This window comes from Pseudomonas sp. MM227, from assembly GCF_947090715.1.
In the GTDB taxonomy this organism is placed as follows: Bacteria; Pseudomonadota; Gammaproteobacteria; order Pseudomonadales; family Pseudomonadaceae; genus Aquipseudomonas; species Aquipseudomonas baltica.
The window spans coordinates 1,377,134-1,398,653 of record NZ_OX352319.1 but is presented as its reverse complement, the minus strand read 5'-3'; the positions used below and the strand labels follow the sequence as shown (position 1 = coordinate 1,398,653).

At 63.1% G+C, this 21,520-nt stretch carries 22 protein-coding genes; 12 read left to right on the top strand and 10 right to left on the bottom strand.

The genetic code is table 11. The features are described 5' to 3' along the window. Positions 1–4: 4 nt before the first annotated feature. The 6 genes from ONG87_RS06400 (at position 5) to ONG87_RS06375 (ending at position 5,564) form a co-directional block, all read left to right on the top strand. Complete coding sequence (locus tag ONG87_RS06400) at positions 5–676, top strand: DNA-3-methyladenine glycosylase I (protein ID WP_264382460.1); 672 nt, start codon at positions 5–7, stop codon at positions 674–676. 322 nt (positions 677–998) lie between these two features. Further along, a complete protein-coding gene (locus ONG87_RS06395) occupies positions 999–2,063 on the top strand; it encodes an ABC transporter substrate-binding protein (RefSeq protein WP_122479200.1) in 1,065 nt (354 codons plus the stop codon). Between the two features lie 205 nt (positions 2,064–2,268). Then, a complete protein-coding gene (locus ONG87_RS06390) occupies positions 2,269–3,111 on the top strand; it encodes an ABC transporter permease subunit (protein WP_192057534.1) in 843 nt (280 codons plus the stop codon). Continuing rightward, positions 3,098–3,895, top strand: a complete 798-nt coding sequence (locus ONG87_RS06385; protein ID WP_122479202.1) for an ABC transporter permease — start codon at positions 3,098–3,100, stop codon at positions 3,893–3,895. The genes ONG87_RS06390 and ONG87_RS06385 overlap by 14 nt, the downstream gene beginning before the upstream one ends. Before the next feature lies 1 nt (position 3,896). Beyond that, entirely contained in the window at positions 3,897–4,886 is a 990-nt protein-coding gene (locus tag ONG87_RS06380; RefSeq protein ID WP_192053882.1) for an ABC transporter ATP-binding protein, read from the top strand. Positions 4,887–4,910: 24 nt separating this feature from the next. Next, on the top strand, positions 4,911–5,564 hold the full coding sequence (locus ONG87_RS06375) for an HAD family phosphatase (protein ID WP_264382459.1): 654 nt from the start codon (positions 4,911–4,913) through the stop codon (positions 5,562–5,564). Here ONG87_RS06375 and ONG87_RS06370 read toward each other — a convergent pair. Next, positions 5,552–6,148, bottom strand: a complete 597-nt coding sequence (locus ONG87_RS06370) for a tRNA-uridine aminocarboxypropyltransferase (protein WP_264382458.1) — start codon at positions 6,146–6,148, stop codon at positions 5,552–5,554. The genes ONG87_RS06375 and ONG87_RS06370 overlap by 13 nt on opposite strands. 147 nt (positions 6,149–6,295) lie before the next feature. On the opposite strand from ONG87_RS06370, the gene ONG87_RS06365 reads away from it, so the two are divergent. Next, positions 6,296–6,754: an FAD/FMN-containing dehydrogenase gene (locus tag ONG87_RS06365; protein ID WP_122479205.1), complete on the top strand. Its 459-nt coding sequence runs from the start codon at positions 6,296–6,298 to the stop codon at positions 6,752–6,754. Between the two features lie 11 nt (positions 6,755–6,765). Here the strand turns inward: ONG87_RS06365 and ONG87_RS06360 are convergent, their stop codons facing one another. Together ONG87_RS06360 and ONG87_RS06355 are read right to left on the bottom strand one after the other, a co-directional pair. Next, positions 6,766–8,091, bottom strand: a complete 1,326-nt coding sequence (locus tag ONG87_RS06360; RefSeq protein ID WP_264382457.1) for an ATP-binding protein — start codon at positions 8,089–8,091, stop codon at positions 6,766–6,768. Then, entirely contained in the window at positions 8,088–8,771 is a 684-nt protein-coding gene (locus ONG87_RS06355) for a response regulator transcription factor (RefSeq protein ID WP_122479207.1), read from the bottom strand. The genes ONG87_RS06360 and ONG87_RS06355 overlap by 4 nt, the downstream gene beginning before the upstream one ends. A 374-nt stretch (positions 8,772–9,145) precedes the next feature. On the opposite strand from ONG87_RS06355, the gene ONG87_RS06350 reads away from it, so the two are divergent. Then, the gene (locus ONG87_RS06350) at positions 9,146–9,961 is read left to right on the top strand and encodes a TlpA disulfide reductase family protein (RefSeq protein WP_264382456.1); all 816 of its coding nucleotides are present in this window, start codon (positions 9,146–9,148) and stop codon (positions 9,959–9,961) included. A 178-nt stretch (positions 9,962–10,139) separates the two neighbouring features. Here the strand turns inward: ONG87_RS06350 and asd are convergent, their stop codons facing one another. From asd to leuC, 5 genes are all read right to left on the bottom strand, one after another. Beyond that, a complete protein-coding gene (gene asd, locus ONG87_RS06345) occupies positions 10,140–11,252 on the bottom strand; it encodes an aspartate-semialdehyde dehydrogenase (RefSeq protein ID WP_122479209.1) in 1,113 nt (370 codons plus the stop codon). A 66-nt stretch (positions 11,253–11,318) separates the two neighbouring features. Beyond that, positions 11,319–12,401, bottom strand: a complete 1,083-nt coding sequence (leuB, locus tag ONG87_RS06340; RefSeq protein ID WP_122479210.1) for a 3-isopropylmalate dehydrogenase — start codon at positions 12,399–12,401, stop codon at positions 11,319–11,321. A 58-nt stretch (positions 12,402–12,459) separates the two neighbouring features. Further along, a complete protein-coding gene (locus ONG87_RS06335) occupies positions 12,460–13,218 on the bottom strand; it encodes a class I SAM-dependent methyltransferase (protein WP_264382455.1) in 759 nt (252 codons plus the stop codon). A gap of 121 nt (positions 13,219–13,339) precedes the next feature. Beyond that, positions 13,340–13,981, bottom strand: a complete 642-nt coding sequence (gene leuD / locus ONG87_RS06330) for a 3-isopropylmalate dehydratase small subunit (protein ID WP_122713206.1) — start codon at positions 13,979–13,981, stop codon at positions 13,340–13,342. Beyond that, a complete protein-coding gene (gene leuC / locus ONG87_RS06325) occupies positions 13,978–15,411 on the bottom strand; it encodes a 3-isopropylmalate dehydratase large subunit (protein ID WP_192053873.1) in 1,434 nt (477 codons plus the stop codon). Before leuC ends, leuD begins: the two co-directional genes overlap by 4 nt. Positions 15,412–15,547: 136 nt before the next feature. Here leuC and ONG87_RS06320 point away from each other — a divergent pair, with 136 nt between their 5' ends. Further along, complete coding sequence (locus ONG87_RS06320; protein WP_185793883.1) at positions 15,548–16,459, top strand: LysR family transcriptional regulator; 912 nt, start codon at positions 15,548–15,550, stop codon at positions 16,457–16,459. Here ONG87_RS06320 and ONG87_RS06315 read toward each other — a convergent pair. Next, positions 16,436–17,230 carry a PhzF family phenazine biosynthesis protein gene (locus ONG87_RS06315; RefSeq protein WP_192136902.1) on the bottom strand — a complete coding sequence of 265 codons (795 nt, stop codon included), beginning with the start codon at positions 17,228–17,230 and terminating at the stop codon, positions 16,436–16,438. The genes ONG87_RS06320 and ONG87_RS06315 overlap by 24 nt on opposite strands. A gap of 93 nt (positions 17,231–17,323) precedes the next feature. After that, positions 17,324–17,794, bottom strand: a complete 471-nt coding sequence (ybaK, locus tag ONG87_RS06310; protein WP_185793884.1) for a Cys-tRNA(Pro) deacylase — start codon at positions 17,792–17,794, stop codon at positions 17,324–17,326. A gap of 296 nt (positions 17,795–18,090) precedes the next feature. On the opposite strand from ybaK, the gene ONG87_RS06305 reads away from it, so the two are divergent. The 3 genes from ONG87_RS06305 (at position 18,091) to ONG87_RS06295 (ending at position 21,369) form a co-directional block, all read left to right on the top strand. Continuing rightward, positions 18,091–18,930, top strand: coding sequence for an MIP/aquaporin family protein (locus ONG87_RS06305; RefSeq protein ID WP_185793885.1), 840 nt, complete (start codon positions 18,091–18,093; stop codon positions 18,928–18,930). A gap of 55 nt (positions 18,931–18,985) precedes the next feature. Further along, positions 18,986–20,488, top strand: coding sequence for a glycerol kinase GlpK (glpK, locus tag ONG87_RS06300; RefSeq protein ID WP_122479712.1), 1,503 nt, complete (start codon positions 18,986–18,988; stop codon positions 20,486–20,488). A gap of 125 nt (positions 20,489–20,613) precedes the next feature. After that, on the top strand, positions 20,614–21,369 hold the full coding sequence (locus ONG87_RS06295; RefSeq protein ID WP_043187404.1) for a DeoR/GlpR family transcriptional regulator: 756 nt from the start codon (positions 20,614–20,616) through the stop codon (positions 21,367–21,369). The last annotated feature ends 151 nt before the right edge of the window (positions 21,370–21,520 follow it).

Sequence of the window (21,520 nt, the reverse complement as noted above, 5' to 3'; positions counted from 1 at the left end):
TTCCATGCATGACTACAAGTGGCTGAACGAGTACTGCCTGAATCGCTTCGGCTCGCAGAAGGCGCTGGAAGCGCGTTTGCCGACGGCCAAGTCAGCGGCACAGCTGCGCAAAATCAGCGCCGACCGCTACCTGTCCACCATGGCCCTGAGGGTCTTCCGCGCAGGCTTGAAGCACAGCCTGGTCGACTCGAAATGGCCTGCCTTCGAAGAGGTGTTCTTCGGCTTCGATCCGGAGAAAATCGTGCTGATGGGCGCCGAGCGCCTGGAACGGCTGATGCAGGACACGCGCATCATCCGCCATTTCGGCAAACTCAAGAGCGTGCCGCGCAACGCCCAGATGATTCTCGACGTGGCCATGGAACACGGCAGTTTCGGTGACTTCATCGCCGATTGGCCAGTAGAGGACATCACCGGGCTGTGGCAGTACATCGCCAAGCATGGCAACCAGATGGGCGGGTTGTCGGCGCCACGCTTCCTGCGCATGGTGGGCAAGGACACCTTCATTCCCAGTTGGGACGTGGTAGCGGCGCTGAGCGCCCAGAAGATCGTCGACAAAGTGCCCAGTTCCAAACGCGATCAGGCGGCGGTCCAGGCGGCATTCAATCAGTGGCATGCCGAAAGCGGTCGACCGATGTGCCAGCTCTCGGCGATGCTCGCCTTTACCGTGAACCACTGATGCACTGATGCACTGATGCATCCGTTTGGTTGCAGGGCCCGGCTCGCGGTCCTGCTCTGCTGCTGTCCCGCGACAGCGTGTCCGTGCATACCCTTGTGTACATGTCCGCTTGCAACTGCCTTTCCTTAGCACCGATCGAAGCGGCAAATCTCGTCTACGCTTAGCCTCCAAGGGCACGACTGCCCTGGGCATGCCTGTGGCCGACGTGCTCGACGTCAAAATGTCATGAGCGTCACCTACGTTGGCTCGGGTATTGCTGAATCCAGATCAATCCAGTCGTCGACAGTCCCCTCGTTTCGATAGGCGCCCATAGGAGCACCGGATGAAAAAGCTTTTCCTGGCCACACTGTTAGGTTCGAGCATCGCGTTGTGCAACCTGGCTTCGGCCGCAGATACCGATCTGCAAACCCTTGAAGCCGCGGCCAAGACCGAAGGCATGGTCAACAGCGTCGGCATGCCCGACGCCTGGGCCAACTGGAAGGGCACCTGGGACGACCTGGCCAGCAAGTACGGCCTCAAGCACATGGACACCGACATGAGCTCGGCGCAAGAGGTGGCCAAGTTCGCTGCCGAGAAAGACAACGCCAGTGCCGATATCGGCGATGTCGGTGCAGCGTTCGGCCCCATCGCCACCAAACAGGGCGTGACCCAGGCCTACAAGCCTTCCACCTGGGCGCAGATCCCCGATTGGGCCAAGGATGCCGATGGCCACTGGATGCTGGCGTACACCGGCACCATCGCGTTCATCGTCAACAAGCAACTGGTCAAACCCGAAGATGCCCCGAAAAGCTGGGCAGACCTGAAGAACGGCAAGTACAAGGTGGCCATCGGTGATGTCAGCACCGCGGCCCAGGCAGCCAATGGCGTGCTGGCGGCGGCAATCGCCTTCAAGGGCGATGAAAGCAACCTGGCGCCGGGCCTGCAACTGTTCACCGAACTGGCCAAGCAGAAACGCCTGTCCCTGGCCAACCCGACCATCCAGACCCTGGAAAAAGGCGAGATCGAAGTGGGTGTGGTCTGGGACTTCAATGGCCTGAGCTATCGCGACCAGATCGATCCGAAACGCTTCGATGTGCTGATCCCTTCGGATGGGTCGGTGATTTCCGGCTACACCACCATCATCAACAAGTACGCCAAGCACCCGAATGCCGCGAAGCTGGCCCGCGAGTACATCCTCAGCGATGCCGGGCAGATCAACCTGGCGCGCGGCTACGCCCGGCCGATCCGTGCCGACCACATCAAGCTGCCGGATGATGTCGCGGCCAAGCTGCTGCCAGCCGAGCAGTATCGCCATGTCACGCCGATCAAGAATCCGGACGTCTGGGAAGCAAGCTCCAAGGCCCTGCCACAGCAGTGGCAGGAACAGGTGATCTTCGAGATGCAGTGATCGCCTGAGGTGCATCAGGTAGGGCCTCTTCGCGGGCAGAGCCCGCTCCCACATGAGCAGGAGCGTCGATCCCTGTGGGAGCGGGGCTCTGCCCGCGAAGAGGCCAACACCGATCACCTCCGATACCCCGCAACATCTGTAGGAGCGGTCAGCGGCCGCGAAGCCGCCAACGCCGACATCCCTGACACCCCGGAGCCATGCAACAGTGACCACCCCCACCCGCGGCAGAACCCTGGCCCTGCTACTGCTGGTGCCCTTCGCCCTGTTCTTTTTCGTCTTCCAGATCGCTCCACTGGCCTGGGTGGCCATCCACAGCGTGCAGACCGACGCCGGTTGGAGCCTGGACAACTTCAGCAAGGCCTTCGGCTCGCGGTTCTATCGCCAGGCCATCCAGTTCAGCCTGGAAATCAGTTTCTGGTCGAGCCTGTTCGGCATCGTCATCGCCGTCATCGGCGCCAGTTCACTGCGACGGGTCGACTCACGGCTACGGGATTTCGTCAGCGCCTTCGCCAACATGACCAGCAACTTTTCCGGCGTACCGCTGGCGTTCGCCTTCATCATCCTGCTGGGTTTCAATGGCGCGATTACCATGATGCTCAAGCAAAGCGGCCTGATCGACGATTTCAACCTGTACTCCAAGACCGGCCTGATCATCACCTACACCTATTTCCAGATCCCGCTGGGCGTACTGCTGCTCTACCCCGCTTTCGACGCGTTGCGCGAAGACTGGCGCGAGTCCGCCGCCCTGCTCGGGGCCAGCGGCTGGGCCTACTGGCGCCACATCGGCCTGCCGGTGCTGACCCCGGCGCTGCTGGGCACCTTCGTCATCCTGCTGGCCAATGCCCTGGGTGCCTACGCCACGGTGTACGCGCTGACCACCGGCAATTTCAACGTGCTGCCGATCCGCATCGCCGCCATGGTGGCCGGCGACATCAGTCTGGACCCCAACCTGGCCAGCGCCCTGGCCATGATCCTGGTGGGGCTGATGACCCTGGTCACCCTTGTCCATCAATGGCTGTTGCGCAGGAGCTACCATGTCGCGCGCTGAACTCGACGCACCCGGCCTCTACCACCGGGCCGTGGTCTGGCTGCTGTTCCTGATTCTGCTGCTGCCGTTGGCCGGTACCCTGCTGTACTCGGTCGCCACCAGCTGGTCGGCATCGATCCTGCCCAGCGGGCTGACCTTCAAGTGGTACCTGCAGCTGTGGGGCGACCCGCGATTCCTCCAGGCCTTTGGCCAGTCGCTGGTGGTCTGCGTCGGTGCGCTGGTGCTGTCGGTGCTGGTGATCCTGCCGCTGCTGTTCGTGGTGCACTACCACTTTCCGCGGCTGGATGCGCTGATGAACATTCTCATCCTGCTGCCCTTTGCCGTGCCCCCGGTAGTGTCCTCGGTGGGCCTGTTGAACCTGTACGGCTCGGGACCGCTGGCCATGGTCGGCACACCCTGGATCCTGATCGGCTGCTATTTCACCGTGGCCCTGCCGTTCATGTACCGCGCCATCACCAACAACCTGCAGGCGATCAACCTGCGCGACCTGATGGACGCAGCGCAGCTGTTGGGCGCCAGCACGTTCCAGGCGGCTGTTCTGGTGGTGCTGCCCAACCTGCGCAAGGGCCTGATGATCGCCCTGCTGCTCTCGTTCTCGTTCCTGTTCGGCGAGTTCGTGTTCGCCAACCTGCTGGTAGGCACGCGCTACGAAACCCTGCAGGTCTACCTGAACAACATGCGCAACAGCAGCGGCCACTTCAACAGTGCGCTGGTGATCTCCTATTTTCTTTTCGTGTTGCTGCTCACCTGGGGTGCCAATCGCTTGAACAAGGACAAAGACTGATATGAGCTTCGTCAGCGTCGAAAGACTGGATAAGCGCTACGGCACTACCGAGGTATTCAGCGATATCAGCTTCACCGTCGAGCGAGGCGAATTCATCACCCTGCTCGGGCCCTCCGGCTGCGGCAAGTCGACCCTGTTGCGCGCCATTGCCGGGCTGACCCCGATCAATGCCGGCACAATCCTGCTCGATGGCCAAAACCTTGCTCCGCTTGGCCCGCAGAAGCGCGATATCGGCATGGTCTTCCAGAGCTATGCCCTGTTTCCCAACATGAACGTGGAACAGAACGTCGCGTTCGGCTTGCGCATGCAAAAGGTCAAGGGCGCCGAAAGCACACGCCGCGTGGCCGAGGTACTGGCACTGGTGGAGCTGGGTGAGTTTGCCGGGCGCTATCCCCATCAGTTGTCCGGCGGCCAGTGCCAACGGGTCGCCCTGGCCCGCTCGCTGGTCACCCGCCCGCGCCTGTTGCTGCTCGACGAGCCCCTGTCGGCCCTGGATGCACGTATCCGCAAGCACCTGCGCGAGCAGATCCGGCAGATCCAGCGGGAACTGGGTCTGACCACGATTTTCGTCACCCACGACCAGGAAGAGGCGTTGACCATGAGCGACCGCATCTTCCTGATGAACAAGGGCCGCATCGTCCAGAGCGGGGATGCGCAGAGCCTGTACACGGCGCCGGTCGATGCGTTCGCTGCCGGTTTCATCGGCAATTACAACCTGCTCGATGCCGCCCAAGCCAGCGCCCTGCTGCAGCGGCCGATCCACACCCGCGTGGCGATTCGCCCGGAAGCCATCGAACTGGGGATTGACGGTGCCCTGGACGGCGAGATCCGCAGCCATAGCCTGCTGGGCAACGTGATCCGCTACCGGGTGCAGGCCCACGGCGTGCAGCTGCTGGTGGACGTGCTCAACCGCACGGCCGCCGACCTGCTGCCCGACGGCCAAAGGGTGTCCCTGACGATTGGGCCCGACGCACTTTGTGAGGTAGCCTGAGCGTCTTTCCACGGGAGGTTCCACATGGCTCTAGCGATTTTCGATCTCGACGAAACCCTGATCCACGGCGACTGTGCTTCGCTCTGGAGCGAACAGATGGGTCGCCTCGGCTGGGTCGATCCCGAGTCTTTCATGCGCCGCGACCACGAGCTGATGCAGGCCTACAACGAGGGTCGGCTGGCCATGGAAGACTACATGGCGTTCAGCCTGGAGCCGATGCTCGGGCGCACGCCGGAAGAGGTCGAACACCTGGTCGAGCCGTGGGTGGAAGATTTCATCGAGCCGATCATTTTCAGCGACGCCACCCGCACCATCGCCGCCCACCGCGCGGCCGGTGACCGCATCCTGATCATTTCCGCCTCGGGCATTCACCTGGTCGGGCCCATCGCGGCGCGGCTGGGCGTCGACGATGTACTGGCCATCGAGCTCGAGCTCAAGCACGGCACCTACAGTGGCAATACGGTAGGCGTACTGACCTACCGCGAGGGCAAGATCAAGCGCCTGCGCGAATGGATGCACGACGAGGGTGAAACCCTGCACGGCGCAAGCTTCTATTCGGATTCACGCAACGACCTGCCGCTGCTGCTGGAAGTACCGTCGCCTCATGCGGTCAACCCCGACCCGGTGCTGCGCGAGCATGCCGAACAGGCCGGCTGGCCGATCCATCAATGGCGCTGATGGTTGCGCCGATAGACCTCTTCGCCCATGGCAGCGATCTGACCTTCGATGAGCGCGTCGAAGGGCTTGAGCAAAGCCTGAAAGGATGCCGGTGATTCGAGCACTTCCAGCGCCTGGGTGATGGCTTCGAGGGTCGATAATGCGCCGGGGCCGGGTGCCTTGCGCAAGCGATAGCGCGAAGGCTCGGCGGTTGCCAACTGAACCCTGGGCAAGGCGGCCAGTAACGGATTGAGGTGCAGCAGTTTGCGTGCCTTGCGCCAGGTACCATCCGGTACCACCAGTAGCCTGGGCTGGGCGGCGGGCTCGTAGGCGCTCAATGCTTCGCTGTGTTCCCCGGGAAACAGCAGGCAGGGCTGATATCCCGGCTGGGCCAGCCACCGGGGCAGGTCTTCGAAGATTTCGCCGACTCTAATTTCGCACTGCTGCAGGCCCAACGCAGCCAGGCGCGCGGTGTTGAGGGCGTGATCGACTTCGCTGGGGTGCTGCAGGATCAGCACCCGCGTATGGCTGGGCAGGTTCGGGATCAGGGCGCACAGGCACTGGGCCAGGGGGCGGTGGCAGCGAGGGCATTGGGGTCTGGACATGCGCAATTGTGCCACGGCGCGGCGAACAGGCAACACCTTGCTCGATCGACCAGCACGGAAAAAGTCACCCAGGGTGCCGCTAAACCTTTGTACCCACGTGGCCGATCCGCTCTAATGTAAACCCCACTGTCCCAGGACCTTGCCGCAATGAAATACTGCTGCGCATTACTTCTCAGCTTGCTGTCCCTTACTGCCCAGGCCACGGAGATCGGTGAACGCCTGGGCCCGTGGACCCTGCTCGACCAATTCGAACAACCCTACTCGCTCAGCGACCAGACCCAGTTGATCATCGTCGCCCGCAGCATGGACGCCGCCCAGCTGATGGGGACTGCCATGGAGAAGCGACCCAAGGACTTTCTCGAATCACGGCATGCGGCCTACATCGCGGATATCGAGCACATGCCTTCGGTGGCCAAGTGGATCGCCATCCCGGGCATGAAGAAACTCAACTACCGCATCCTGCTGGACGAAGAAGGCCGAGTGGCGCCGCGCTACAACGGTGATCGGGAAACCGTGCAGTGGCTGGAACTCAAGGATGGCGTAGTGGTGGACATCAAGACCTTCAATGACCCGCAGCAACTGGCCAGCGCGCTCTCGGCGCGCTGAGCCACTGCCGCTCACACCGGCCGGACCGGTATCCTGAAAATGGCGCGCAGGCCGTCTTCGCCACTGTCGAAGTCCAGGCTACACCCGCAACGCTGGGCGATGGCCTGAACGATCGCCAGGCCCAGCCCGCAGCCGGCACTGGCGCGGCTGCGCCAGAAACGCTGGGTGAGGTGTTGCAAATCTTCGGCACCGATGCCAGGGCCGAAGTCGCGCACCGTGAAGCAAACCCAGCCAGGCTCGGTGGCCAGTGTCAGCCAGACCGGCGCCCGGTCGGGGCTGTGCCGCAGGGCATTGTCGATCAAGTTGCGCAGCGCCTGTACCGCGAGGGTCGACGGCATGCCCAACGCAATCGACGGCAACTGCGGCGGCATGTGCAACTCGACCCGCCAACGATCCGTCTGACTGGCATCGCCGATGGCCAGGCGCGCCACATGTTCGGCACTGCACGGTGCGCCATCGTCGAACGACAGACTGCCCTCGACCCGCGCCAGCAGCAGCAACTGCTCGAGCGTGCGCTGCAGCCGGTCGGCGCCTTCCTCGGCGTGCGCCAGAGCCTGCTCATGGGCAAGGCCGGTGGTCATGCGGGCCACCTGCAAGTGGGTCTTGATCGCGGTCAGCGGGCTGCGCAACTCATGCGCCGCATCGCCTGTCAGTTGTCGTTCGCGCTCGAGGGTGCGACCGATGCGCAGAAACAGCTGGTTCTGGGTGTCCAGCAACGGCTGCAGTTCGCTGGGCAGCGACTTCAGCACCAGCGGGTCGAGGGCATCGATATCGCGCTTGCGCAGCGCCTCGCACATCCGGTTGAGAGGCGCCAGGCCCTTGCCGATACCCAGCCAGAGCATCGCGATGCTGCCGAGCAGGGCCATGAGCACCGGCGCGGAGGCAGCCAGCATGACCGAACGGTTCAAGGCTTCGCGTTCCAATTCGCGGTCGGCGGTGGTGATTCGCACATCGTCACGGGCCAGGGTGAAACTGCGCCAGTGCTCGCCATCGATGGCCTGATCGTGAAAACCGGTGCGCTGATCGTCCAGCACCTGGTCGGCATTGCTGTGGCTGCGGGCAAGGATTTCGCCGCGCAACGAGCTGATCTGGCAGGCGATGCCGTCAGGAATGCTCCATTGATCGGCACTGAAACGGGTGCCTTCGCCCTGTGCCGCAAGCGGTTGCGGCAAACGGTCGACCATGCCGGCGACCATGCGTGCCGAGGCCACCAGACGCTGGTCCAGAGAGAACATCATCTGGCTGCGCAGATCGCGGAACATCCAGGTGGCGGCGAGTGCCCAGATGACCACGAAGGCCGCGCCGAGGATCAGGCTCAAACGCAGACGCAGGCTCATGGGGCCTCTTTTGGTTCGGTGTGGGCCGGGCCCAGGCGGTAGCCCAGCCCGCGGACGGTTTCGACGATGCCGTTACCCAGCTTTCGGCGCAGGTGGTGAATGTGCACGTTCAATGCATTGCTTTCCACTTCGTCACTGAAGCCGTAGACGCTGTCCTTGAGCTGTTCGCCGGAGAGGACGCGGCCGCGGTTCTGCAGCAGGGCGTACAACAGCGCCTGTTCGCGGCGGGACAGGTCGATCGCCTGGCCGGCCAGCCAGGTCTGCCGGGTGCTGGGATCATGCTGCAGCGGGCCATGTTCGATCATGTTCAAGGTGCGGCCAGCCACGCGGCGCTGCAGGGTGTGCAGCCGCGCGCACAGTTCGCGCAGGTCGAAGGGTTTGAGCAGGTAGTCGTCGGCGCCTGCCTGCAACCCGGCGACCCGGTCGCTGACGCTGTCGCGGGCGGTCAATACCAGCACCGGCAGAGCCACCCCACGCTGGCGCAGGCGGTGGAGCAGTTTGATGCCGTCTTCGTCGGGCAGGCCCAGATCCAGCACCAGCACATCGAAGCTGGCTGCCTGCAGCATGGCCTGCGCGGCCGAGGCGGTGGCCACCCGGTCGACGTTCAGCCCCTGGGCATTGAGCCCGGCGACGATGCCGCTGGCGATCAGGTCGTCGTCTTCGCAAAGCAATACGTGCATGACAGCGCTCGAAGAATAAAGGCCGCACAGTGACGGGCCGTGATTAACACAACATTATGCCCCTGATACAGGGTAGGAGCGGTCATTGGCCGCGAAAAACGCACCGCGGTGCATCTGTGCGAACTGCACTGCCCCTTCGCGGCCACGGACCGCTCCCACAATGCGCTGAACAGCGCCCCCCTGTAGGAGCGGCCATCGGCCGCGAAGCTGGCGCTGCGGTCTGTCTGATATACCGCGCCGCCCCTTCGCGGCCACGGACCGCTCCTACAGAGAGATATCGAGTGCACACAGTGACAATGGCCTGGAGCTGGTTAACCATCGGTTAACCTTGATGCAGCCATACTTGTCGGATCACTTCATCAGGATCTGTTGTCATGCTGAGCCTTGCCGTAGGGCCTTTCGCCCTTTCCCTGCATCACCTGCTGATATTGCTGGCGCTGGGCTTGGCCAGCCTCGTGGGCTGGCAGCTGGCGCGCAAGGGGTTTGGCAGCAATCCGGAAGCGCTGATATTTCGCCTGTTCCTGCTGTGCCTGGTAGTCGCGCGCGGGGCTTTCGTGCTGCGCTACTGGGCGCAGTATCGGCAGGATCTCTGGCAGATTCCCGATATCCGCGACGGTGGCTTCCTGCTGTGGCCCGGGCTGGCGGTCAGCGGTCTGACGGCGTTGGTGTATGCCTGGCGGCGCCCGTTAATACGCCGCACGCTGGGCTGGAGCCTGGCCAGCGGCCTGTTGTTCTGGACGGTCGCCAGCCTCGGCAGCCACGGGTATCAGCAGGCGCGGCACTCGCAGTTGCCCGAGGTCACCTTGCACACCGCCACAGGCCAACCCGTAGCGCTGCGCAGCTACGATGGCAAACCTATGGTAATCAACCTCTGGGCAAGCTGGTGCCCACCCTGCAGACGAGAAATGCCGGTGCTGCTGGAAATGCAGAAACTTCACCCTGAGGTGCGTTTTCTGTTCGTGAACCATGGCGAAACCGCGCAGATCGTGGCGAGCTTCGCCGGGACGACGGGGCTGGATTTGACTCAGGTGCTATTCGACCGCCAAGGCGAACTGGGCCGCGCGCTGGGTTCGGTCGCGCTGCCGACCACGCTGTTCTACAGCAGCGAAGGAAAGCTGCTCGGCAGCCATCTCGGCGAATTGTCGAAAGCCAGCCTGCAGCATGCGCTGGAAACCTTCCCAGCCCAATAAGCACACCACCCCACCACAACCCCCGTAGCAGCGGCGCAAGCCGCGTCGGCGGTGGATGCGGTAATCCTGGACGAACGCGTTGGATCCGGACGCGGCTCGCGCCGCTGCTACAGAGATCTAAGCCCCCGTAGCAGCGGCGCAAGCCGCGTCGGCGATGGATGCGGTCACGCTGGAGGAATCAGCGCTCCAGCAGGATCCGCAGCATGCGACGCAGCGGCTCGGCGGCGCCCCACAGCAGTTGGTCGCCGACGGTGAACGCGCCCAGGTACTGCGAGCCCATGTTCAACTTGCGCAGGCGCCCGACCGGGATGTTCAGCGTGCCGGTAACCTGTGTAGGCGTGAGTTCCTGCATGCTCGCTTCGCGGCTGTTCTGCACCAGCTTGACCCATGGGTTGTGCTGGCTGATCAGCCCTTCGATGTCCGCCATCGGCACGTCCTTGTTCAGCTTGATGGTCAGCGCCTGGCTGTGGCAGCGCATCGCACCGATACGCACGCAGATACCATCCACCGGGATCGGGCTCTTGAACCGTCCCAGAATCTTGTTCGTCTCGGCCTGGGCTTTCCACTCTTCACGGCTCTGCCCATTCGGCAGTTCCTTGTCGATGTAGGGAATCAGGCTGCCAGCCAGTGGCACACCGAAGTTCTCGGTCGGGTAACCCTCGCCACGCATGGCTTCGGCGACCTTGCGATCGATGTCGAGAATGGCGCTGGCCGGGTTGGCCAGGTCATCGGCAACCGAGGCATGGGTGCTGCCCATCTGCCTGATCAGCTCGCGCATGTTCTGTGCGCCGGCGCCCGAAGCCGCCTGGTAGGTCATGGCACTCATCCACTCCACCAGCCCGGCCTCGAACAGCCCGCCCAGGCCCATCAGCATCAGGCTTACGGTGCAGTTGCCACCGATGTAGTTCTTGGTGCCGGCATCCAGTTGCTGGTCGATCACCCGGCGGTTGACCGGGTCGAGCACGATCACTGCGTCATCCTGCATGCGCAGGCTGGAAGCCGCGTCGATCCAGTAACCCTGCCAGCCGGCCTCGCGCAGCTTGGGGAATACCTCGCTGGTGTAGTCGCCACCCTGGCAGGTCAGAATCACGTCGAGTGTCTTCAGCTCTTCAATGCTGTAGGCATCCTTGAGCGGGGCAATGTCCTTGCCGACCGCCGGGCCCTGGCCGCCGACATTGGAAGTGGTGAAAAACACCGGCTCGATCAGATCGAAGTCCTGCTCTTCCAGCATCCGCTGCATAAGCACGGAACCGACCATACCGCGCCAACCGATCAGACCTACACGTTTCATCGCAACTACACCTTCTTGAAAAGTGGGCCGCTGCTGTCGATGGAAAGTCGCAGCGGGCCCAAGAGATTACAGATTCCGCAGCGCGGCGACTACTGCATCGCCCATTTCCTGCGTACCGACCCGTGTGGTGCCCTCAGACCAGATGTCGCCGGTGCGCAAGCCCTGATCCAGCACCAGGCTGACCGCCTGCTCGATGGCAGCGGCAGCATCGTGCTGGTTGAAGCTGTAACGCAGCATCATCGACACCGACAGAATGGTCGCCAGCGGGTTGGCGATGCCTTGCCCGGCGATGTCCGGCGCCGAACCGTGGCAGGGCTCGTACATGCCCTTGTTGTGGGCGTCCAGCGAGGCCGAAGGCAACATGCCGATGGAGCCGGTAAGCATCGACGCCTCATCGGAAAGAATGTCGCCGAACAGGTTGTCGGTGACCATCACGTCGAACTGTTTCGGCGCGCGCACCAACTGCATCGCGGCGTTGTCGACGTACATGTGGCTCAGCTCGACATCGGGATAATCCTTGCCGATCTCCTCGGCAACTTCGCGCCACAGCTGGCTGGAAGCCAATACGTTGGCCTTGTCCACCGAGCACAGCTTCTTGCCGCGCACCTGGGCCATGTCAAAGCCGACGCGCACGATGCGGCGGATTTCGCTCTCGCTGTACGGCAGGGTGTCGTAGGCCTGGCGCTCGCCGCCTTCCAGTTCGCGCACACCACGCGGCGCGCCGAAGTAGATGCCGCCGGTCAGCTCACGGACGATGAGGATGTCCAACCCGGCAACGATTTCCGGCTTCAGGCTGGAAGCATCGGCCAGTTGCGGGTAGAGAATGGCAGGACGCAGGTTGGCGAACAGGCCCAACTGCGAGCGAATCTTCAGCAGACCGCGTTCCGGGCGAATATCGCGCTCGATCTTGTCCCATTTCGGCCCGCCCACCGCGCCCAGCAGCACCGCGTCGGCGGCACGGGCACGTGCCAGGGTCTCGTCGGCCAGCGGCACGCCATGCTTGTCGATGGCAGCGCCGCCGATCACGTCGTGGGCCAGTTCGAAGCCCAGCTGGAACTTGGCGTTGGCCAGTTCCAGCACCTTGACCGCTTCGGCCATGATTTCCGGGCCGATGCCGTCGCCTGGGAGAATCAGAATCTGCTTGCTCATGCGTTCCTCGTTAATTCCGGTAATACGGCATGCCCTCGGGCGGGCCGTGAATAAATGCTCAACGCTGGGCCCACAACACCAGCACGTCGGTACTGAACGAGCCATTGTCGTCGATCTGGTAATACTCGCGCACCTCGGCGCCCACGGCTTGCTGCAAGGCGCGGATGGCCGCGCGCATGACCTCGGGCGTGCGCATGCGCTCGACCCACGAGGCGTATTCAAGGCGCAGGCGCTGGCGAGTGTGCCCGCGTACCTGCAGGCCCGCTTCATTGACCTGGCTCAGCCATTCGCCGGCACTGTAGTCGCGCACATGGCTGGTGTCGCGCAGCACTTCGACGCTTTGCAGATGGGTATCGAGCAGCGGGCTGCCCGGCGACATCACGTCGATGAAGCAGGCCACGCCACCGGGTTTGAGCACACGGCGCACTTCGCGCAGGGCCAGGCCGAGGTCGCTCCAGTGATGCGCCGAGTAGCGGCTGAACACATAGTCGAAGGCGGCGTCGGCGAACGGCAGCCGCTCGGCCGGGCCGAGTTGGGTGCTGACATTGCCCAGCCCCCGCTCGCTGGCAGCGCTGGCGACCACGTCGAGCATCTGTTGCGACAGATCATAGGCCACCACCTGCTTGACCAGTGGCGCGCAATGAAAACTGACGTGGCCGGCGCCACACCCCAGGTCCAACAGCCGAGCCTGGGACTGGCCCGCCAGCTCCGCCTGAAGCAGCGCAAATTCCGCGCCCTGGGCGTGAACGGTGCTGCTCAGGTAGGCCGAAGCCTGTTCACCGAACTGTTTCTGCACGACTTGGGTGTGCTGGGTCATGGGCTGGGCTTCCTTGTGCCTGGGTTTTCGGTGGCCTTGCGGGCCTCTTCGCGCGTAGAGGACTCGCCGCCCATGTGGGAGCGGGCTCTGCCCGCGAAGAGGCCAAACCTGCCTACATCAATCAATCACGAAACAACCAAGGCTGGCTGGCCCGATGCTTGGCCTCGAACGTCGCAATCGCCTCACCGTCCTGCAAGGTCAGGCCGATATCGTCCAACCCATTCAACAGGCAGTGCTTGCGAAACTCGTCGATCTCGAAGCTGTAGACCTTGCCGCTCGGGCTGGTCACGCTCTGGGTCGCCAGGTCCACGGTCAACTGGTAACCCGGCGCGGCCTCGACTTCCTGGAACAACTCATCGACTTGCTCATCACTGAGGATGATCGGCAGCAAGCCGTTCTTGAAGCTGTTGTTGAAGAAGATATCTGCATAGCTCGGCGCGATCACGGCGCGAAAGCCATACTCATCCAACGCCCACGGCGCATGCTCGCGGCTGGAACCGCAACCGAAGTTCTCCCGCGCCAGCAGCACGCTGGCACCTTGGTAGCGCTGGTGATTGAGGACAAAATCCTTGTTCAATGGACGCTTGGAATTGTCCTGGTAAGGCTGACCGACATCCAGGTAGCGCCATTCGTCGAACAGGTTCGGGCCAAAGCCGGTGCGCTTGATCGACTTCAAGAACTGCTTGGGAATGATCTGGTCGGTGTCGACGTTGGCACGATCCAACGGAGCGACCAGGCCGGTGTGTCGAGTGAAGGCTTTCATGCTGCGTCCCCCTGGATCAATTCACGAACGTCGACGAAACGACCGACGACGGCGGCTGCGGCGGCCATGGCCGGGCTGACCAGATGGGTACGCCCACCGGCGCCCTGGCGGCCCTCGAAGTTGCGGTTGGAGGTCGATGCGCAGTGCTCGCCCGACTCCAGCCGGTCCGGGTTCATCGCCAGGCACATGGAGCAGCCCGGCTCACGCCATTCGAAGCCCGCCTCGAGGAAAATCTTGTCCAGGCCTTCGCGCTCGGCCTGCGCCTTGACCAGGCCCGAGCCTGGCACGACGATGGCCTGCTTGATGGTCGAGGCCACCTTGCGGCCCTTGGCGATCACTGCGGCGGCGCGCAAGTCTTCGATGCGTGAATTGGTGCACGAGCCGATGAACACGCGGTCGAGCTGAATGTCGGTGATCGCCTGATTGGCGGTCAGGCCCATGTATTTCAGCGCCCGCTCGATGGAACCGCGCTTGACCAGATCCGACTCGCGCGCCGGGTCCGGCACGTTCTGGTCAACGGCCAGGACCATTTCCGGCGAGGTCCCCCAGCTGACCTGCGGCTTGATCTGCGCGGCATCCAGGCGCACCACGGTGTCGAAGTGGGCATCGGCGTCGGATACCAGCCCTTTCCACGACTCCACCGCCTTGTCCCAATCGGCGCCGCTGGGCGCGAACGGCCGACCTTTGACGTAGGCGACGGTCTTTTCATCGGCAGCCACCAGGCCCACGCGGGCGCCGGCCTCGATGGACATGTTGCAGATGGTCATGCGGCCTTCCACCGACAGGTCGCGAATGGCGCTGCCGGCAAACTCGATGGCATGGCCATTGCCGCCGGCGGTGCCGATCTTGCCGATCACGGCCAGCACGATGTCCTTGGCGGTCACGCCAAACGGCAAGGTACCTTCGACCAACACCTGCATGTTCTTCATTTTCTTGGCCACCAGGCACTGCGTGGCGAGCACGTGCTCGACCTCCGAGGTACCGATGCCATGGGCCAGGGCACCGAAGGCACCGTGGGTCGAGGTATGCGAATCGCCGCAGACCACGGTCATGCCGGGCAAGGTCGCGCCCTGCTCCGGGCCGATGACATGGACGATGCCCTGGCGTACGTCGTTCATCTTGAATTCGGTGATGCCGTACTCGTCGCAGTTGTCGTCCAGGGTCTGCACCTGCAGACGCGACACCTGGTCGGCGATCGCGCCGATACCGCCCTTGCGCTCCGGGGTAGTCGGCACGTTGTGGTCGGGCGTGGCGATGTTGGCGTCGATGCGCCACGGTTTGCGGCCGGCCAGGCGCAAGCCTTCGAACGCCTGGGGCGAAGTCACTTCGTGGATGATGTGACGGTCGATGTAGATCAGCGCCGAGCCATCGTCGCGCTGCTTGACCAAATGCGAATCCCAGAGCTTGTCGTAGAGCGTTTTGCCGGCCATCAGACGTTTCCTCATCAGTCTTGCTGTCTTTTCTATGCCTATAACCGCTTGGCTTGTAGGGGTGATGCTATGAGGTTATCTTGAATAACTCAAATTCATAATTTTCATACTTTGGATAACCAAAAGGAATTCGCGCATGGACCTGGCCAGTCTCAATGCCTTTATAGCCATCGCCGAAGTGGGCAGTTTTTCCAGGGCCGGGGATCGGCTGCACCTGACTCAGCCGGCGATCAGCAAACGCATCGCCGGGTTGGAATTGCAGCTGGGCGTGCGTTTGTTCGATCGCCTGGGCCGCGAAGTCAATCTGACCGAGGCCGGCCGGGCCCTGCTGCCACGCGCCTACCAGATTCTCGATGTGCTGGAAGACACCCGCCGCGCCCTGACCAACCTGAGCGGCGACGTGACGGGCCGCCTGACCCTCGCCACCAGCCACCACATCGGTCTGCACCGATTGCCCTCGCTGCTGCGCACCTACACGCGGATGTACCCCAAGGTCGCCCTGGACATCCAGTTTCTCGATTCGGAAGTGGCCTATGAGGAGATCCTGCACGGACGTGCGGAGCTGGCGGTGATCACCCTGGCGCCCGAGCCCCATCACCTGGTGCGCTCGGTACCGGTGTGGCATGACCCGCTGGATTTCGTCGCCGCCCCGGAACATCCGCTGGCCCTGCAGGCGGTGGTGAAGCTGAGCGATATCGCCGAACATCCGGCGGTGTTTCCGGGCGGCAATACTTTCACCCACCACATCGTCAGCCGCCTGTTCGAGGCGCAAGGCCTGAGCCCGAACATCGCCATGAGCACCAACTACCTGGAAACCATCAAGATGATGGTGTCGATCGGCCTGGCGTGGAGTGTGCTGCCGCGCACCATGCTCGACGAGCAAGTGGCACGCTTCCAGCTACCCGGCGTGCAGTTGAGCCGTCAGTTGGGCTATATCCTGCACACCGAACGGACCCTGTCGAACGCGGCACGGGCCTTCATGGCGCTGCTCGACGACCAGGCCGGCACACTGGCTTCGGCGCAATCAGGGCTGGGCACCGAGCAGTAGCCGGCCGCTGCTGATCAACGTGGCGTAGCCGCCGATCTTGACTCGTTCGCCTTCCATCCGGCAAAACAGCTCGCCACCCCGCGCCGAGCACTGGTAGGCAGTGAGGCTGGTCTTGACCAGACGCCTCGACCAGTACGGGATGAGGCTGCAATGGGTGGAGCCGGTGACCGCGTCCTCGTCGATGCCGATGGCAGGTGCGAAGTAGCGCGAAACGAAGTCCTGATGGTCGCCCCGGGCGGTAATGATCACCCCGGGCCAGGGCAAGCGTGCCAGGGCCGCCATGTTCGGGCGGCACTGGCGTACCGCCTGCTCCGACTCCAGCAGGACGAACAGCGACGCCGCCGCCATTACGTCGACCGCTTCGCAACCCAAGGCACGCTCAACCTCCAAGGTCAGGCCCAACTGCTCCTCGGGCATCATCGCCGGGAAGTCCAGCCACAGCCGGTCGCCCTCGCGGCTGACGGTAAGGTTGCCCGAGCGGCTGGCGAATGACAGGCTCGACGCTGTCTCCCCATAGACATGAAACAGCACGTAGGCGCTGGCCAGGGTGGCGTGGCCACACAAGGGCACCTCGGTGCGCGGGGTGAACCAGCGGATGTGCCAGCCCTGCGCTTCGCGAACCAAAAACGCGGTCTCCGCCAGGTTGTGCTCGGCGGCGATCTTCTGCATCAGCTCGTCGGCCAGCCAGCTGTCGAGGCGGTAGACCATTGCCGGGTTGCCAGCAAAAGGCTGTTGGGTAAACGCATCGACCTGATGGAAATCCAGTTGCATGGCAATCCTCGCTGTTGCGGAAAGGGGTGGCGGCCAAGCCGTCTGGCTATCGGCGTTCGACTCGTCGAGTCGATGAATAATTTCCTTGGTGCATCAAGGGCGGCCGATATCGGCGAAGCGACCCTGGGTGTGCTCGGCCAGCAGCTGCGGCGCCAGCTCGACTTCCAGCCCGCGCCTGCCGGCGCTGACGAACATGCTGGGCAATGCCTCGGCGGTTTGGTCGATGAAGGTCCGCAAGCGCTTCTTCTGCCCCAGCGGGCTGATCCCGCCCAGCAGATACCCCGTGGCTCGCTGCGCAGCCTGCGGATCTGCCATCTCGCATTTCTTCACGCCGGCCGCATGCGCGAGCGCCTTGAGATCCAGGGTGCCGGTCACCGGCACCACTGCCACCAGCAGCTCGCTTCTTTCGCTCGCCGCCAGCAGGGTCTTGAACACCCGCGCGGCGGTCAGACCGAGCTTTTCCACCGCTTCCAGCCCATAGGAAGCTGCCTTGGGATCGTGTTCATAGGCATGCACTCGATGCTCGGCGCGGTGCTTCTTCAAGAGGTCCAGGGCGGGGGTCATGCAGGGACTCCAGACAAATAAAAAACATGCCCGGCATTAGGACACAGGCGGGCAAGCCACGCCAACCGTGGCTTTGCCGGAAATGCGCGGAAAAGTTCGCAGGCAATGAACGAACTCGTTCGCTTTCGACCTTTGACAGCGGCGTTTCTTGTCTATATTTTTTCGTTTGTGAAGATAGGCACGATAGTACAATGTGCTCGAAGGCTGTACTGCGACGTGCGATGGGGATCGTACGACGACAGATTCCAGGCGCCGAAAACGGCGTCAGACAAAAAAAACAATTGGGGTAATACACGATGACCGCACAGCAACAACCGACCCTGTCGGGCCAGTGCACTGCCGAGTTTCTCGGCACCGCACTGCTTATCTTCTTCGGCACAGGCTGCGTCGCGGCGCTCAAGGTCGCAGGTGCCAGCCTCGGCCTGTGGGAAATCAGCATCATCTGGGGCGTCGGCGTGAGCATGGCGATCTACCTGACGGCGGGCGTGTCCGGTGCCCATCTGAACCCTGCGGTCAGCATCGCCCTGTGCCTGTTCGGCGGCTTCGAGAAACGCAAGCTGCCCTTCTACATTCTGGCTCAGGTGGCAGGCGCGTTCTGTTCCGCAGCACTGGTCTATACCCTCTACAGCAGCCTGTTCTTCGATTACGAACAAACCCACGGCATCGTCAGGGGCACGCAAGCGAGCCTCGAAACGGCGAGCATCTTCTCCACCTACCCCCATGCGGCGCTGTCTATCGGTCAGGCCTTTTTAGTCGAGATGGTCATCACCGCCATCCTGATGGCGGTGATCATGGCCCTGGGCGACGAGCACAATGGTCTTCCGCGCGGGGCCATGGCGCCCCTGCTGGTGGGCTTGCTGATCGCCGTGATCGGCAGTGCCATGGGGCCGCTGACCGGCTTTGCCATGAACCCGGCCAGGGATTTCGGTCCAAAGCTGATGACGTTCATCGCCGGCTGGGGTGAAATAGCCTTCACCGGTGGCCGCACGATTCCCTATTTCATCGTTCCCATCGTGGCGCCGATCGTAGGTGCCTGCCTGGGCGCCGGCGCGTACCGGGTACTGATCGCACGCCATTTGCCAAACTCGAACAACGGGTCGGCCGAAGCGTCCGCATCGAAGGTGCAGGCCTCCTGAGCCTGCACAAACACCACATTCCGCATTTATTGCACACTTGCGCAAGGCCATCGACATGACCGATACCGACAACAAGAACTACATCATTGCCCTGGACCAAGGTACCACCAGCTCCCGGGCGATCATTTTCGACCGCGACGCCAATGTCGTCGGCACCTCGCAGCGCGAATTCGTCCAGCACTATCCGCAGGCCGGCTGGGTCGAGCACGACCCGATGGAAATCTTCGCCACCCAGAGCGCGACCATGGTCGAGGCCTTGGCCCAGGCCGGGCTGAGCCACGCCCAGGTTGCGGCCATCGGCATCACCAACCAGCGTGAAACCACCGTAGTGTGGGACAAGAACAGCGGTCGCCCGATCTACAATGCCGTGGTCTGGCAGTGCCGACGCAGCACCGAGATCTGCCAGCAGCTCAAGCGCGACGGCCTGGAAGACTACATCAAGCAGACCACCGGCCTGGTGGTCGACCCGTACTTTTCCGGCACCAAGCTGAAATGGATCCTCGACAACGTCGAAGGCAGCCGCGAGCGCGCACGCAACGGCGAGCTGCTGTTCGGTACCGTCGATAGCTGGCTGATCTGGAAATTCACCGGCGGCAAGGTGCACGTCACCGACTACACCAACGCCTCGCGCACCATGCTCTTCAACATCCACACCCTGGAGTGGGACGAGAAGATGCTGCAGACCCTGGACATCCCGCGCGAGATGCTTCCAGAGGTCAAGTCGTCGTCGGAAATCTACGGCCATACCAAGAGCGGCATCGCCATTGCCGGGATCGCCGGCGACCAGCAGGCCGCCTTGTTCGGCCAGATGTGCGTCGAGCCTGGCCAGGCCAAGAACACCTATGGCACCGGCTGCTTCCTGCTGATGAACACCGGCAAGAAGGCCGTGACGTCCCAGCACGGGATGCTCACCACCATCGGCTGCGGCCCGCGTGGCGAAGTCGCCTACGCCTTGGAAGGCGCCGTATTCAACGGCGGCTCGACCGTGCAGTGGCTGCGCGACGAACTGAAGATCGTCAACGACGCCTACGACACCGAATATTTCGCCAGCAAGGTGAAGAACACCAACGGTGTCTACCTGGTGCCGGCGTTCACCGGCCTGGGCGCGCCCTACTGGGACCCCTATGCCCGTGGCGCGCTGTTCGGCCTGACCCGCGGCGTACGCGTCGACCACATCATTCGCGCGGCGCTCGAATCGATTGCCTACCAGACCCGCGACGTGCTCGACGCCATGCAACAGGACTCCGGCGAGCGCCTGAGCGCCTTGCGCGTGGACGGCGGCGCGGTGGCCAACAATTTCCTCATGCAGTTCCAGGCCGACATTCTCGGCACTCCGGTGGAGCGTCCGCAGATGCGCGAAACCACGGCCTTGGGTGCCGCCTACCTGGCGGGCCTGGCGTGCGGCTTCTGGGGCAGCCTGGATGAGTTGCGCGGCAAGGCCGTGATCGAGCGTACCTTCGAGCCTCTGCTCGACGAAACCGGCAAGGAAAAACTCTACGCCGGCTGGAAAAAGGCCGTCGAACGCACCCGTGACTGGGAACCGCACGAAGAGCAGTGACCGAGTGAAGGCGCAGACCGGGCGGTTCCGGCCTGCGCAAGTGCGGTCCATGGAATCACTTCTGGCGATGGGGCCCGTTCCTGCGGCATCATGCATGCTTTTGCATGGCAGCCAAAGGAAGCCCCATGAACCTGCCTCCCCGCCAACAGCAGATCCTCGAACTGGTACGCGAACGCGGCTATGTCAGCATCGAGGAAATGGCCCAACTGTTCGTCGTGACGCCGCAAACCATCCGGCGTGACATCAACCAGCTGGCCGAGGTCAACCTGCTGCGTCGCTATCACGGTGGCGCCGCCTACGATTCGAGCATCGAAAACACGGCCTACGCCATGCGTGCCGACCAGATGCGCGACGAGAAACAGCGCATCGCCGAGGCGATTGCCGCCCAGATCCCCGACCACGCCTCGCTGTTCATCAATATCGGCACCACCACCGAATCCATCGCCCGCGCCCTGCTCAACCACAGCCACCTGAAGATCATCACCAACAACCTGCACGTGGCCTCGATCCTCAGCGGCAAGGACGACTTCGACGTACTGCTGGCCGGCGGCAACGTACGCCGTGACGGCGGCGTGGTGGGCCAGGCGAGTATCGACTTCATCACCCAGTTCAAGGTCGACTTCGCCTTGGTCGGCATCAGTGGTATCGACGAAGACGGCAGCCTGCTGGACTTCGACTATCAAGAGGTTCGCGTCAGCCAGGCGATCATTGCCAATGCGCGCCAGGTCATTCTGGCCGCCGACTCGAGCAAGTTTGGCCGCAATGCCATGGTCCGCCTGGGCCCGATCAGCCTGATCGATTGCCTGGTCACCGACCAACCGCCCGTGCCCGCCTTGCTGCAATTGCTGCAGCAACACAAGATCCGCCTCGAGATCGTCTGACCCTGTGGCAGCGGCGCAAGCCGCCCTGCCCGTCCACAATCCCCACCTGGCAACGCCCACGGCGCATCAGCTTCGCTTCTGATGTTCGTATTTCTTCGCTTTGACCCCCTTCGATCAACAATTTCAATCATCTTCGACTGGCTAAGCCCTT

What these genes read in the sequence shown, in the direction of transcription:
- ONG87_RS06320 (WP_185793883.1), top strand. Translation starts at nt 15,548, where the DNA reads ATGGACCTGGCCAGTCTCAATGCCTTTATAGCCATCGCCGAAGTGGGC.
- leuB (WP_122479210.1), bottom strand. Translation starts at nt 12,401, where the DNA reads ATGAGCAAGCAGATTCTGATTCTCCCAGGCGACGGCATCGGCCCGGAA.
- glpK (WP_122479712.1), top strand. Translation starts at nt 18,986, where the DNA reads ATGACCGATACCGACAACAAGAACTACATCATTGCCCTGGACCAAGGT.
- ONG87_RS06315 (WP_192136902.1), bottom strand. Translation starts at nt 17,230, where the DNA reads ATGCAACTGGATTTCCATCAGGTCGATGCGTTTACCCAACAGCCTTTT.
- ONG87_RS06305 (WP_185793885.1), top strand. Translation starts at nt 18,091, where the DNA reads ATGACCGCACAGCAACAACCGACCCTGTCGGGCCAGTGCACTGCCGAG.
- ONG87_RS06370 (WP_264382458.1), bottom strand. Translation starts at nt 6,148, where the DNA reads ATGTCCAGACCCCAATGCCCTCGCTGCCACCGCCCCCTGGCCCAGTGC.
- ybaK (WP_185793884.1), bottom strand. Translation starts at nt 17,794, where the DNA reads ATGACCCCCGCCCTGGACCTCTTGAAGAAGCACCGCGCCGAGCATCGA.
- ONG87_RS06400 (WP_264382460.1), top strand. Translation starts at nt 5, where the DNA reads ATGCATGACTACAAGTGGCTGAACGAGTACTGCCTGAATCGCTTCGGC.
- ONG87_RS06380 (WP_192053882.1), top strand. Translation starts at nt 3,897, where the DNA reads ATGAGCTTCGTCAGCGTCGAAAGACTGGATAAGCGCTACGGCACTACC.
- ONG87_RS06335 (WP_264382455.1), bottom strand. Translation starts at nt 13,218, where the DNA reads ATGACCCAGCACACCCAAGTCGTGCAGAAACAGTTCGGTGAACAGGCT.
- ONG87_RS06395 (WP_122479200.1), top strand. Translation starts at nt 999, where the DNA reads ATGAAAAAGCTTTTCCTGGCCACACTGTTAGGTTCGAGCATCGCGTTG.
- leuC (WP_192053873.1), bottom strand. Translation starts at nt 15,411, where the DNA reads ATGGCCGGCAAAACGCTCTACGACAAGCTCTGGGATTCGCATTTGGTC.
- ONG87_RS06350 (WP_264382456.1), top strand. Translation starts at nt 9,146, where the DNA reads ATGCTGAGCCTTGCCGTAGGGCCTTTCGCCCTTTCCCTGCATCACCTG.
- asd (WP_122479209.1), bottom strand. Translation starts at nt 11,252, where the DNA reads ATGAAACGTGTAGGTCTGATCGGTTGGCGCGGTATGGTCGGTTCCGTG.
- ONG87_RS06360 (WP_264382457.1), bottom strand. Translation starts at nt 8,091, where the DNA reads ATGAGCCTGCGTCTGCGTTTGAGCCTGATCCTCGGCGCGGCCTTCGTG.
- ONG87_RS06385 (WP_122479202.1), top strand. Translation starts at nt 3,098, where the DNA reads ATGTCGCGCGCTGAACTCGACGCACCCGGCCTCTACCACCGGGCCGTG.
- leuD (WP_122713206.1), bottom strand. Translation starts at nt 13,981, where the DNA reads ATGAAAGCCTTCACTCGACACACCGGCCTGGTCGCTCCGTTGGATCGT.
- ONG87_RS06375 (WP_264382459.1), top strand. Translation starts at nt 4,911, where the DNA reads ATGGCTCTAGCGATTTTCGATCTCGACGAAACCCTGATCCACGGCGAC.
- ONG87_RS06365 (WP_122479205.1), top strand. Translation starts at nt 6,296, where the DNA reads ATGAAATACTGCTGCGCATTACTTCTCAGCTTGCTGTCCCTTACTGCC.
- ONG87_RS06355 (WP_122479207.1), bottom strand. Translation starts at nt 8,771, where the DNA reads ATGCACGTATTGCTTTGCGAAGACGACGACCTGATCGCCAGCGGCATC.
- ONG87_RS06295 (WP_043187404.1), top strand. Translation starts at nt 20,614, where the DNA reads ATGAACCTGCCTCCCCGCCAACAGCAGATCCTCGAACTGGTACGCGAA.